Origin of the sequence: Microbacterium lemovicicum, from assembly GCF_003991875.1 — a bacterium.
In the GTDB taxonomy this organism is placed as follows: Bacteria; Actinomycetota; Actinomycetes; order Actinomycetales; family Microbacteriaceae; genus Microbacterium; species Microbacterium lemovicicum.
In genome coordinates, this window is the sequence record NZ_CP031423.1 from 857,021 (window position 1) to 868,866 (window position 11,846).

Genomic DNA, 11,846 nt, shown 5'->3' on the forward strand with positions numbered 1-11,846 from the left:
TCCTCACCCGGATCGTCCTGTGCTCGCCGGAGCAGGCGTTCTCGCGTCGGCGGGAGACCGGCCACGGATGCCGCGGCCAGGCCAGAAGTGGACGATTGGCCGCGACGGGCCGGGCGTATTCTGAACCGATGAGCCCGCTGCGCACTCTCGACCAGTCGTCGAAGCTGAAGGACGTCCTCTACGAGATCCGCGGCCAGGCCCTCGTCGAGGCCGGGCGTCTCGAGGCCGAGGGACACACCATCCTCAAGCTCAACACGGGCAATCCGGCCGCGTTCGGCTTCGAGGCGCCGTTCCAGATCGTGCGCGACATGATCGAGGCGATCCCGCAGGCCCACGGGTACAGCGAGAGCCGCGGCATCATGTCGGCCCGTCGCGCGGTCGTCTACCGCTATGAGCAGACCCCCGGCTTCCCGAAGGTCGATCCCGACGACGTGTTCCTCGGCAACGGCGTCTCCGAGCTCATCACGATGACCATGCAGGCGCTGCTCGACGAGGGCGACGAGGTGCTCATCCCCGCGCCGGACTACCCGCTGTGGACGGCGATGACCAGCCTCGGCGGCGGCACGCCCCTGCACTACGTCTGCGACGAGCGCAACGGCTGGCAGCCCGACATCGAGGACATCCGCTCCCGGATCACGCCGCGCACGAAGGCGATCGTCGTCATCAACCCCAACAACCCGACGGGGGCGGTGTACTCGCGCGAGATCCTGCAGCAGATCGTCGAGGTGGCGCGCGAGCACTCGCTGCTGCTCCTCGCCGACGAGATCTACGACCGCATCCTGTTCGACGGCGCCGAGCACATCCCCCTGGCGACCCTGGCGCCCGACCTGCTGTGCCTCACCTTCAACGGACTGTCGAAGACCTACCGGGTGGCCGGCTACCGCTCCGGCTGGATGGTGATCACGGGGCCGAAGGCGCACGCCGCCGGCTTCCTCGAGGGCATCAACCTGCTCGCCTCCACGCGCCTGTGCCCGAACGTGCCCGCGCAGCACGCCGTGCAGGCGGCCCTGTCGGGTGTGCAGTCGATCGACTCCCTGATCGCCCCGATGGGGCGACTGCACGAGCAGCGGGATGCCGCGTGGGAGGGTCTCGAGAAGATCCCGGGCGTCTCGTGCGTGCGGCCGGAGGGGGCGCTCTACGCCTTCCCGCGCCTGGACCCCGAGGTCTACGAGATCCACGACGACGCGAAGCTCGTCTACGACTTCCTGGTGGCGGAGCACGTGCTGCTGGTGCAGGGCACGGGCTTCAACTGGCCCGACCCCGACCACCTGCGGATCGTCACGCTGCCCGAGGCGCGCGTGCTGTCGCAGGCGGTGGAGCGGCTCGGCAACTTCCTGTCCTCGTACAAGCAGTAGCACCGCCGGCAGGGGCCGGAATGGTGGCGAGCGGGTCGTTCACGACGCTGGGTCCGACCCGCTCGCACGTCTTCGTCAGAGCAGGGCGAGCGAGGTGGCGCGCCAGCGGCGGTCCATGCCCTCGGCCCGCAGCGCGACGGCGCGGGTGCGGGCAGGACCGCTGACGATGATGACCGCCTCGACCACGCCGTCGGCGGGGGAGGAGTGGTGCACCGAGAGGATGGTGTGCACCGGCCGGGTCGCGGGCACGCCGCGGGCGCTCCGTGCACGTGCCGCGAGGTTGGCGCGGGTGAGGAGGGCACGGTAGGAGTCCTCGGTCATCCAGCGCGCGAGCTGATCGACCTCGCGGACCCCGGCCAGCACCTCGAGCACGCCCCGGGTCAGGTTGGTCAGGAACGGCTCGGGATCGGGCAGCGACTCGGTGGAGGTGCGCTGCGGAGCGAAGAACTCCGAGAGCTCCATCGCCCCCAGGTGTCGCGGTGCCGTCCTCGCGGTGCTCGCCGGCGTCGGTGCCATCGGATCGTCTCCCCGCGGTCTGTCGGTTCTCGTCACGTGGTGTCGCGAAATGACACCTCCCGTGTCGTGAAAGTGAACCACAGGGCGAACTCTCAGGAAACAGGTGCGCGTCGTCTGTGGATAACTCGTGACCGACCCGTGACCTTCTGCCCTAGCCTCCGAGGGTGCGCTGGGATCGCTTCTTCGAAGACCTCGAGGATCAACTCGCTTCGGAGTGGGAAGCGGAGCGCGCCGCGCTCGACACCGAGGCGGAACGGCTGCGCCTCGCGCGCGTCGGTCTCCGCGAACGACTCGTGGCGGCGGCCGACCGCGAACCCGGCGGCGCGCCGCCGTCGATCGAATTCACCGACGGCACGACGGTGAACGCCGCCATCACCGGCGTCGGCGCTGACTGGGTGGCGCTCGATCCCGGCACCCGCATGGGGGCGATCCTCGCGCCGACGGCATCCCTCATCTCGATCGGGATGCCGCACGCCGATCTGCTGCGCTCCGCCCGTCCGGCGACCGCGCGGGGCTCATCGCTGGCGGAGCGCATGACACTCGGCTTCGTGCTGCGCGACGTGGCGCGTCGGCGCCTGCCGGTGACCGCGCACCTCGTCGGCGGTCGGGCGCTCACGGGCACGATCGACCGCGCGGCCGCCGACCACTTCGACATCGCGCTGCACGAGGCCGGCGCGGCCCGGCGCGCCGACTCGGTCAGCGGCCATCGGCTGGTGCCGTTCACCGCGCTGGCATGGCTGCGCATCGAGAGCGCGGCGGCGATACTCTGACGCCCGGCGAGTGGTCGGGGACGCGGGAGCCCGCTCAGTCGGCGTTGCGGATGACGCCGGTGCCGGGCGCGGGCGCCGGCGCCGGACGCGGATAGCGATGTCCGGTGAAACCCACCGACGCTGAGCCTCCGGCTCGTTCACCTGACGCCTGTTGCGGCACTCGATGATTCATTCCTGCGTAGAGCGTCACCTGGACGAAAGTGAGAACCGAATGGCGCAGCATCCGGTTCACTCAGGTGACACGTGTGGTGGTATCCCGCGGCCCATTCCAGCTGGGAGCGTCAACCGAAGGCTCGGGAATGTCCGGCGAGGCGAGATGCGCGCACCTGAGTCGCGGCGAGGCGAGAACGCGCGAGCGACGAACGGGGCGCGAGTCCCGAGCCCGCTCAGTCGGCGTTGCGGATGACGCCGGTGCCCCACAGCTCGGGGAAGCTGGCGGCGTTCGACTGGCGCCACAGGGCCATGCGCCGCGCCTCTTCGGCCTGATCATCGACGTACTCGCCGACGCTGGCCTCCTCGACGCGCCACTGCGCCGGCGATCCGACGCGCATGCCGCGCAGACGACCCTCGGCGATCAGGTCCACGACCTCGTCGACCGTCACGCCCAGCACCTCGGCCACCTGGGCCGGGGCGAGCAGGCGCACGTCGGAGGTCGGCGCGTCAGGCATGTCCTCATTATCACCGGACCCGCACGGTCCCGGCCCGCTGCGACACCCGCTGTGGATAACGCCGGATGCCCCCGGACCGTCTGAGCGACGATGGTCGCATGAGCGCAACCGAACCCGGCCGCCGCCGACCGCGCGGCTTCTGGAGCGACACCCGCTTCTTCCTCGGCGTCGTGCTGGTCGTCGCATCGGTGGCGGGCGTGTGGTTCGTCGTCTCGGCCGCGCGGCAGACCTCGCCCGTCTACGCGGCCACGCGCACCATCGTGCCGGGAGAGGTCGTGGGCGCCGACGACCTGCGCGCGGTCGACGTCGCGCTGGGCGCGCTCGGCGAGACCTACCTGCCCGCGCAGACCCTGTCCGACGGACTGGTGGCGACGCGCACCATCCCCTCGGGCGAGCTCGTCGCCCGGAGCGCGGTCGGCGACGCCGGCGCGTCGACGCTCACCACCGTCGTCCTGCGCAGCGCCGTCGACGTCCCCGCCTCCGTCGAGGCCGGGACTGTGGTCGAGGTGTGGTCGGCCCCGCTCAAGGAGCGGGGCGTCTACGACACTCCGCGCATCCTCGTCGCCGATGCCACGGTCGTCTCGGTCACCCGTGACGACTCGATGATCGGCGGCGGGGCGGCCACGCTCGAGGTCGTCATCCCGCGATCCGACGTGCCCGCGACGCTGACAGCCATGTCCGACGAGTCGGCTCTGTCGGTGGTGCCCTCGGCGGGCGGCGCGCGGTGAGGGTCTTCGTCGCGGTCGACCCGCCGCGCGGTCGGGCGCTGGAGGAGGATCTGGAGCGCGAGGGCGCGGAGGTGACCGGTGCAGCGGATGCCGCGACGCTCGCGGCCCTCGCCGCCGACGCGCTCGTCGGGGGTCGGGCAGTCGTCGACGTCGACGCGCTCACCGCCGCGGTGCGGGAGGCCGACATCCTCGTGCTGCAGGCGGATCGCACCACCCTGACCGCCGACACGGTCGCGCTCTGCGATCGCCTCGGCGTGCGCATCGTGCCACTCTGCGCGACGGAGTCCGACGAGCGACTGAGCGCGGCCTTCGGCCTCGGTCCGGCACTGCCGCCCGACGCCGCGGCGTGGCAGGTGCTCGAGGCGGCGGCCCGGGTGCCGCACCCGGTCGACGTCACGCCGCGTGCCGCCCTCCCCGGGGTGATCGCCGTGTGGGGTCCGGCCGGAGCGCCCGGACGCTCGACCGTCGCGGTCGAGCTCGCCGTCGAGCTGGCCCGCGGCGGGCGGCACGTCGCGCTCGTCGACGCCGACACCCACGCGCCCTCGCTCGCCCTGTCGCTGGGGCTGGCCGACGAGGGCCCGGGCTTCGCCGCGGCGTGCCGGCAGGGCGAACTGGGCGGCCTCGACGCGCGCGAGCTGACCCGGATCAGCATCCCCCTGTCCTCCGGCGGTGTCGACGTGCTCGCCGGCATCAATCGCCCGTCCCGCTGGCCAGAGCTCAGCGAGGCGCGCGTCGCCGGGGCGCTCACCGTCTGCCGCACCTGGGCGGAGCACACGGTCGTCGACGTCGCGTCGTCGCTGGAGCGCGACGAGGAGATCGTCAGCGACCTCGACGGACCGCGGCGCAACGCCGCCACGCTCGCGGCCCTGCGCTCCGCCGACCTCGTCGTGGCGGTCGCCTCCGCCGATCCGGTCGGCATCGCCCGCTTCCTCCGCGGCTACACCGAGCTCCGCGCGACGGTCGGCACGACGCGGGTCGCGGTGGTGGTGAACAGGCTGCGGCCCGGCGTGCTCGGCATCGATGCGCGCGGGCAGGTGCGGCGTGCGCTCGACCGGTTCGGCGGCATCGAGGACGTGTGGTTCCTGCCGATGGACCCGCGTTCGGTGGATGCGGCGACCCTGGCCGCCCGGCCGGTGGCCGACGTGTCCCCGCGGTCGCCCTTCTCCGCCGCCGTCCGGCGGTTCGTCGGCGAGGCGGTGGTGCCGCCGCGCACCGCGGGGGAGTCCCGCGAGCGGAGCGGCGCGCGCGATCCGAGCGCCCCGGTCACCCGCACGCGACGGAGCCGCCGCGCGGCATGAGCGGGCGCGGCGATCACCGCCCGCCTAGGCTGGGAGCATGTCGACCCTCAGCGATCTCGTCTACGCCCAGGGGCGCTCCCGCGACGCCGATGTGGAGTGGCTGCACCGCCTCGCCGGCGATGGCCAGCTGCTCGCCGACCTCGCCTTCGCCGACATCGTGCTCTGGGTGCCGACGGCCGACGATTCCTACATCGCCGTGGCGCACGCGCGCCCGAGCGGCGCCGCGACGCTCTTCTACCGCGACATCGTCGGCGACCGCGTGCGGCCGCAGTGGCGCACGCAGGTGCACGAGGCGTTCCAGTCCGGCACGATCGTCGACTCCGCCTCGCCCGACTGGTTCGAGGAGACGCCCACGCGCGTGCGCGCCGTGCCGATCGTGCGCCAGTTCCCGCACGGCGGCTCGCCCATCCCGATCGGCGTGGTGACCCGGCACACGAACCTCGGCGAGACGCGCACGCCCTCGCGGCAGCAGATCACCTTCAACGACTGTGCCGACGAGCTCTTCGGCATGATCGCCTCCGCCGACTTCCCCGACCTCGCGGCGCCCACGGCTCCCCGCCGCGGCGCGCCCCGCGCCTCGGACGGGCTCATCCGCCTCGACGTCGACGGGATCACCACGTTCGCCAGCCCGAACGCTCTGTCGGCCTTCAACCGCATGGGCTTCGACGACGAGCTCGAGGGGGAGGCGCTCGTGGAGGTCACGACGCGCATCATCCCCGAGAAGCGGCAGTTCGACGAGTCGCTGCCCCTGGTGGTCACGGGCCGGGCGCCCTGGCGCGCCGACATCGAGGCCCGCGGTGTCGCGGTGTCGTTGCGCACCATCCCGCTCAAGCACCGGGGCCAGCGCATCGGCGCCATCGTGCTGTGCCGCGACGTCACCGAGATCCGCCATCAGGAGCAGGAGCTCATCACCAAGGACGCGACGATCCGCGAGATCCACCACCGGGTGAAGAACAACCTGCAGACCGTGGCGTCGCTGCTGCGCATCCAGGCGCGCCGCTCGCACTCCGACGAGGCGCGCGAGGCGCTCACGCAGGCCATGCGCCGCGTCTCGGCGATCGCCGTCGTTCACGACACGCTGTCGGAGGGGCTCGCGCAGAACGTGAACTTCGACGAGGTCTTCGCGCGGGTCATGAAGCTCGTGGCCGAGGTCGCCGCCTCGCCCACGACGCATGCGCGCACGCGCTCGACGGGGCAGTTCGGCACCCTGCCCAGCGAGTACGCCACGCCCCTCGCGCTCGCCCTCACCGAGCTCGTCACCAATGCCGTCGAGCACGGGCTCGCCGGCCAGGAGGGCGACGTCGAGATCATCGCCGACCGCACCGACGACCGCCTCGAGGTGCGCGTGCGCGACACGGGCGTCGGCCTCCCCGAGGGTCAGGTCGGTCGCGGTCTGGGCACGCAGATCGTGCGCACCCTGATCCAGGGCGAGCTCAGCGGCACCATCGACTGGCACACCATCATGGGCAGCGGCACCGAGGTGACCATCGACATCCCGATGCGTTACATCGCACGGTCATCGAACTGAGAGGAGAGGGGATGCCGCGGCATCCCCTCTCCTCTCAGGCGAATCCTGACCGCGACGGCAGCCGGACGGAGGAATCCGTCGTCAGCTCGCGCGGCGCGCGCGGGCGGCGCGACGCTTGAGCGCGCGACGCTCGTCTTCGGAGAGCCCGCCCCACACGCCGGAGTCCTGGCCGCTCTCGAGGGCGTACTGCAGGCAGACCTCGGTGACGGTGCACCGGGCGCAGACGGACTTCGCCTTGTCGATCTGGTCGACCGCCGGGCCGGTGTTGCCTACGGGGAAGAACAGCTCGGGGTCTACGGTCAGGCAGGCCGCTTTGTCGCGCCAATCCATGGTGATGCTCCTCGGAACGAGTCGGGTCGAAGTTCAGGGCCCGGTAACAGTCCGGTACCCTGTGGGTGTGCGAGCGAACGCTCGCCCCACTTCGCTGTGGGAGCACACGGCTTTCTCAAGCCTCCCATACCATATGGGAGGAATCAAGAGATGTCTCGCAGGTTTCGTGTAGGTGCACGCGCCGGCGCCCGTCGAGCGCCGTGATTCCGCGGCCGGCGCCGCGAAGAAGGAGATCGATCGCGATGACGAGAAACCCGTTCGCGCGCATCGCCGCCGGCCTTCTGGCACTCGAAGCGGTGGCCGTCGTCGTGCTCCTCGTGCAGCAGGTGCTCGCCCTCCTCGCCGGAGACGTCGACTCGGCCGAGAGCGCGATCGCCCTGACCGTCCTGACCGCGGTCGGCGCGGCGGCTGTCGCCGCCTTCGCCGTCGCGACGTGGCGCGGTCAGTCCTGGGGGCGCTCGGGCGGCATCGTCACGCAGGCGCTCATCGCGGCCGTCGCGCTCGGCGCGGCGACGGGGGCTTTCGCCCACCCCGTCATCGGGCTCGCGCTCGCAGCACCCGCGATCGTCACCTTCGTGATGCTCGTGCTCGCCGCGCGGCGCGCGGGCGCCGACCGCCGCTAGACCCGGTCCGGCAGCGTCAGGCGCCGATGAGGGTGCGGATGCGCTCGACGTGGCCGGTGGCCTTGACGTTGTAGAGCGCGTGCTCGACGCGTCCGTCCTCGTCGAGGATGACCGTGGAGCGGATGACGCCCTCGTAGGTCTTGCCGTAGTTCTTCTTCTCGCCCCACGCGGCGTACGCCTCGAGCACTGCGTGGTCCTCATCGCTGAGGAGGTCGAAGGTCAGGCCGTCGCGCTCGCGGAACTCGCTCAGCTTCGTGGGCGAGTCGGGCGAGACGCCCAGCACGGTGTACCCGGCCGACTGCAGGCCCGACAGGTTGTCGCGGAAGTCGCAGGCCTGGGTCGTGCAGCCGGGCGTCATGGCCGCCGGGTAGAAGTAGAGGATGACGCGGCCGCCGCGCAGGTCGTGCAGCGAGACATCGTCGCCGTCCTGGTTCTTCAGGGTGAAATCGGGTGCCTCGTCGCCGGGTGCGAGCCGCGTGTTCGTCATGGCTCCAGCCTAGGAGTGCCGGCCGTTGTCCGTCGCGAACGTCGCCAGCAGCCGCTGCAGCGAGTCGAGGCGTGCCGCCCCGTGCGGACCGGCGCGACCCTCCTCGACGGCCTCGACGATCGCGCAGTCGGGGGCGTCGGGCAGGTGGGTGCATCCGCGCGGGCAGTCTTCCGCGATCTCGGCGAGGTCGGTGAACGCACGGAGGATGTTGTCGGTGTTCACGTGCCCGAGGCCGAACGAGCGCACGCCGGGGGTGTCGATGACCCAGCCGCTGCCGCCCTGCCCGTCGTCGTAGCGCAGCGACACGGTGGACGAGGACGTGTGGCGCCCGCGGCCCGTGACGGTGTTCACGTGGCCGGTCGCGCGGTCGGCCGACGGCACCAGTGCGTTGACCAGCGTCGACTTGCCGACGCCGGAGTGTCCGACGAAGACGGTCGAGTGCCCGATGAGGGCGGCGCCGATCTCCTCGATCGGCATCTCCTCCTCGCCGCCGTCGCGGCGGGCGCTGGTGAACACCTGAAGGTCCTCGAGCCCGGCGAAGTGGCTCAGGAACTCGGCCGGATCGGCGAGGTCGGTCTTCGTCACCACCATGAGCGGTCGCACACCCGCGTCGAGGGCCGCGATCAGGTAGCGGTCGACGAGGCGCTCGCGCGGCTCGGGGTCTGCCGCGGCGACCACCACGAGCATCTGGTCAGCGTTCGCGACGATGACGCGCTCCACCTGATCGGTGTCGTCGGCGCTGCGGCGCAGCAGCGACGAGCGCTCCTCGATGCCCACGATCCGCGCCAGCGTGCCGTCGTCGCCCGTCGTGTCTCCGACGATGCGGGCCCGGTCGCCGGTCACGATCGCGATCTTGCGCAGCTCCCGGGCGCGGGAGGCGAGCACCTGGTGCTCCTCCGGGCCGCCCTCGTCGACCAGGACGGTGTAGCGGCCGCGGTCGACCCCCAGCACGCGGGCGATGCGGGCGTCGGCGTGGGCCGGGCGCCGCTTCGTGCGCGGCCGGTTCGCCTTCGGGTTCGGACGCACCCGGATGCTGCTCTCGTCGTACGCGGAGTCGTCCTCCTCGTCGTCGACGTCATCGAGCCAGCTCACGCGGGGGCTTCCTCCGCGTGGGCTGCGGATGACCGCGATGCGGTGCCCGCGGCATCCGCGTGTCCGGTGTCATGCGCACCTTCGACGAGGCCCAGCCACAGCTCGGGGAACTCGGGAAGGGTCTTGGCGGTGGTGCCGATGTCGTCGATCTCCACGCCCGGCACGGCGAGTCCGAGGAGCGCGCCGGTCGTGGCCATGCGGTGATCGCCGTGCGCGTGCCAGGTGCCGCCGTGCAGGGGGCGGGGGACGATGCGGATGCCGTCCTCGAGTTCGTGGGCCTCGCCGCCGAGTCCGCGCAGCTCGCCGATCAGCGCGGCGATGCGGTCGGTCTCGTGGCCGCGGATGTGCCCGATGCCGTAGAGGGTGGTCGGCGCGTCCGCGAACGCGGCGAGGGCGAAGATCGTCGGGGTGAGCTCGCCCGCCGCAGACAGGTCGAGGTCGACGCCGGTGATGCCGGCGCCGCCCGTGACGATCATGGCGCCGCCGCGCCGCGACACCCGGGCGCCCATCAGCGACAGGATGTCGCCGAGCATCGCGCCCGGCTGCGTCGAGTGCACGGGCCACCCCGTGATCGACACGGTGCCGCCGGCGATCATCGCGGCCGCCAGGAACGGCGCGGCGTTGGAGAGGTCCGGCTCGATCGCGATGTCCTTCGCGCGCACCGGCCCGGCGGGCACGACCCACTCGCCGGGGGCGGGGCGCTCGACGTGCACGCCGCGGTGGCCGAGCGACTCGATCGTCATGTCGATGTGAGGCTGGCTGGGCAGGCGGCCGCCGGAGTGGATGAGATGGAGTCCCACGTCGAAGCGCGGCGCCGCCAGCAGGAGGCCCGAGACGAACTGGCTCGACGCGCTCGCGTCGATCGTCACCTCGCCGCCCCGCGTGTGCCCGCGACCGCGGACGGTGAAGGGGAGCGACCAGTGACCGCCGTCGTCGATGTCGACGCCGACGTCGCGCAGCGCCTTGATCATCGCGCCCATCGGACGGTGCAGCGCGCTCTCGTGCGCGGTCAGGGTGACGTCCCCCCGGGCGAAGCCTGCGAGTCCCGCAACGAAGCGCATGACGGTGCCGGCCTGTCCGCAGTCGATCTCGGTGCCGCCCCTGAGCGGCCACACGGGCGTGACCTCGAGGTCGTCGCCGAAGTGCCCGCTGCCCTCGAGCCGCTCGATGCCCACACCGAGAGCCTGGAGCGCTTCGATCATGCGCGCGGAGTCGTCGGAGTGGAGGGGAGCCGACAGGATGCTGGGACCCTCGGCCAGCGCGGCGAGGATCAGCTCGCGGTTGGTGAGCGATTTCGAGCCCGGAACGGCGAGCGCGGCCCGCAGCGGACCGTCGGCGACGGGGGCCGACCAGCGGCCTCGCGGACGAGGTCCGCCGTCGTGGGAATACCGATCCGCGTTCATCGGGTTCTACCCTACTGAACCGCATCGGAACACTCAGAAGGGGGAGAAGTGCACACCGTGCTCGAACGACCCACCCTGGCCGGGCGGGGCTCCGACGTAGACTGGCGCCTGATGGACGAGGACGCACAGACCACGGTGGATCCCAGCGCGCAGTTCGAAGAGCAGGCGCTGCCCTTCATGGACCAGCTCTACGCCGCCGCGATGCGGATGACCCGCAACCCGGCGGACGCCGCCGACCTCGTGCAGGAGACCTTCGTCAAGGCATTCGCCTCGTGGAAGACCTTCACGCAGGGGACGAACCTCAAGGCGTGGCTGTACCGCATTCTCACCAACACCTACATCAACACGTATCGCAAGAAGCAGCGCGAGCCCTACCAGGGCACGATCGACGAGCTCGAGGACTGGCAGCTCGGCGGGGCCGAGTCCACGACCGCGACCAGCTCGCGGTCGGCGGAGGCCGAAGCGATCGACCACATGCCGGCATCCGTCGTCAAAGACGCGCTGCAGGCCATCCCGGAGGACTTCCGGCTGGCGGTGTACCTCGCGGACGTCGAGGGCTTCGCCTACCAGGAGATCGCCGACATCATGAAAACCCCCATCGGCACGGTCATGAGCCGCCTGCACCGTGGCAGGCGCCTGCTTCGCGACCTTCTCGCCGACTATGCGCGTGAGCGCGGCATCAGTGCCGCCTCCGCGGGACAGACAACGAGTGGAGCAGAGAAATGAGCGACTGCGGCTGCGACAAGGCCAAGCGCGACCTGGAGGAGTACCTCCGCGACGAGGTCTGCAAGACGAGCCACCAGGACATCTCCGACCACTTGGAGAACTGCCCCACCTGCCAGGACGAGGCGCTCGTCGCCCGCACGCTGACCGACGTCGTCGCGCGCGCCTGCAAGGAGAGCGCACCCGAGGAGCTCCGCGAGCAGGTGCTCTCGCGCCTCCGCGCCGCGCAGACCACGCACTGACGGCGGGATGCCGCGGCCTGACGACATAGCAGGCGCACAGCCGTCGCGCGGTGGCCGCCCAGCGCCGCGGCTCTAGGATCGAT

Annotated in this window: 14 protein-coding genes; 8 read left to right on the forward strand and 6 right to left on the reverse strand. The window is 71.8% G+C overall.

From position 1 onward, the window contains the following. The first annotated feature begins 128 nt into the window (after positions 1–128). Entirely contained in the window at positions 129–1,355 is a 1,227-nt protein-coding gene (locus CVS47_RS03905) for a pyridoxal phosphate-dependent aminotransferase (protein ID WP_127094917.1), read from the forward strand. A 75-nt stretch (positions 1,356–1,430) separates the two neighbouring features. Here CVS47_RS03905 and CVS47_RS03910 read toward each other — a convergent pair whose 3' ends face one another. After that, complete coding sequence (locus tag CVS47_RS03910; RefSeq protein WP_127094918.1) at positions 1,431–1,871, reverse strand: Rv3235 family protein; 441 nt, start codon at positions 1,869–1,871, stop codon at positions 1,431–1,433. A 164-nt stretch (positions 1,872–2,035) separates the two neighbouring features. Between CVS47_RS03910 and CVS47_RS03915 the strand changes: the two genes are divergently transcribed. Continuing rightward, entirely contained in the window at positions 2,036–2,641 is a 606-nt protein-coding gene (locus tag CVS47_RS03915; protein WP_127094919.1) for a hypothetical protein, read from the forward strand. Between the two features lie 386 nt (positions 2,642–3,027). Here CVS47_RS03915 and CVS47_RS03920 read toward each other — a convergent pair whose 3' ends face one another. Next, on the reverse strand, positions 3,028–3,309 hold the full coding sequence (locus CVS47_RS03920; RefSeq protein WP_127094920.1) for an excisionase family DNA-binding protein: 282 nt from the start codon (positions 3,307–3,309) through the stop codon (positions 3,028–3,030). A 98-nt stretch (positions 3,310–3,407) separates the two neighbouring features. Here CVS47_RS03920 and CVS47_RS03925 point away from each other — a divergent pair, with 98 nt between their 5' ends. From CVS47_RS03925 to CVS47_RS03935, 3 genes are read left to right on the forward strand one after another with little or no spacing between them, the layout of a single operon-like run. Further along, the gene (locus tag CVS47_RS03925; protein WP_127094921.1) at positions 3,408–4,037 is read left to right on the forward strand and encodes an SAF domain-containing protein; all 630 of its coding nucleotides are present in this window, start codon (positions 3,408–3,410) and stop codon (positions 4,035–4,037) included. Then, positions 4,034–5,335 (forward strand): CpaE/TadZ family protein, encoded by a 1,302-nt coding sequence (locus CVS47_RS03930; RefSeq protein WP_241240265.1) that lies wholly within the window; start codon positions 4,034–4,036, stop codon positions 5,333–5,335. Before CVS47_RS03925 ends, CVS47_RS03930 begins: the two co-directional genes overlap by 4 nt. 37 nt (positions 5,336–5,372) lie before the next feature. Continuing rightward, positions 5,373–6,863: a sensor histidine kinase gene (locus CVS47_RS03935; protein ID WP_127094922.1), complete on the forward strand. Its 1,491-nt coding sequence runs from the start codon at positions 5,373–5,375 to the stop codon at positions 6,861–6,863. 81 nt (positions 6,864–6,944) lie between these two features. On the opposite strand, the gene CVS47_RS03940 is transcribed toward CVS47_RS03935, so the two are convergent. Beyond that, on the reverse strand, positions 6,945–7,193 hold the full coding sequence (locus CVS47_RS03940) for a WhiB family transcriptional regulator (RefSeq protein WP_127094923.1): 249 nt from the start codon (positions 7,191–7,193) through the stop codon (positions 6,945–6,947). 242 nt (positions 7,194–7,435) lie between these two features. Between CVS47_RS03940 and CVS47_RS03945 the strand changes: the two genes are divergently transcribed. Then, a complete protein-coding gene (locus tag CVS47_RS03945; RefSeq protein ID WP_127094924.1) occupies positions 7,436–7,816 on the forward strand; it encodes a histidine kinase in 381 nt (126 codons plus the stop codon). 16 nt (positions 7,817–7,832) lie between these two features. Here the strand turns inward: CVS47_RS03945 and bcp are convergent, their stop codons facing one another. From bcp to aroA, 3 genes are read right to left on the reverse strand one after another with little or no spacing between them, the layout of a single operon-like run. Continuing rightward, positions 7,833–8,303 (reverse strand): thioredoxin-dependent thiol peroxidase, encoded by a 471-nt coding sequence (gene bcp / locus CVS47_RS03950; RefSeq protein WP_127094925.1) that lies wholly within the window; start codon positions 8,301–8,303, stop codon positions 7,833–7,835. 9 nt (positions 8,304–8,312) lie between these two features. After that, positions 8,313–9,395 (reverse strand): ribosome small subunit-dependent GTPase A, encoded by a 1,083-nt coding sequence (gene rsgA, locus CVS47_RS03955; protein ID WP_127094926.1) that lies wholly within the window; start codon positions 9,393–9,395, stop codon positions 8,313–8,315. Continuing rightward, positions 9,392–10,798, reverse strand: coding sequence for a 3-phosphoshikimate 1-carboxyvinyltransferase (gene aroA, locus CVS47_RS03960; RefSeq protein WP_127094927.1), 1,407 nt, complete (start codon positions 10,796–10,798; stop codon positions 9,392–9,394). Before aroA ends, rsgA begins: the two co-directional genes overlap by 4 nt. 111 nt (positions 10,799–10,909) lie before the next feature. Between aroA and CVS47_RS03965 the strand changes: the two genes are divergently transcribed. Together CVS47_RS03965 and CVS47_RS03970 are read left to right on the forward strand one after the other, a co-directional pair. Beyond that, complete coding sequence (locus CVS47_RS03965) at positions 10,910–11,524, forward strand: sigma-70 family RNA polymerase sigma factor (RefSeq protein WP_127094928.1); 615 nt, start codon at positions 10,910–10,912, stop codon at positions 11,522–11,524. Beyond that, complete coding sequence (locus CVS47_RS03970; RefSeq protein WP_127094929.1) at positions 11,521–11,763, forward strand: alpha-ketoglutarate decarboxylase; 243 nt, start codon at positions 11,521–11,523, stop codon at positions 11,761–11,763. The genes CVS47_RS03965 and CVS47_RS03970 overlap by 4 nt, the downstream gene beginning before the upstream one ends. The last annotated feature ends 83 nt before the right edge of the window (positions 11,764–11,846 follow it).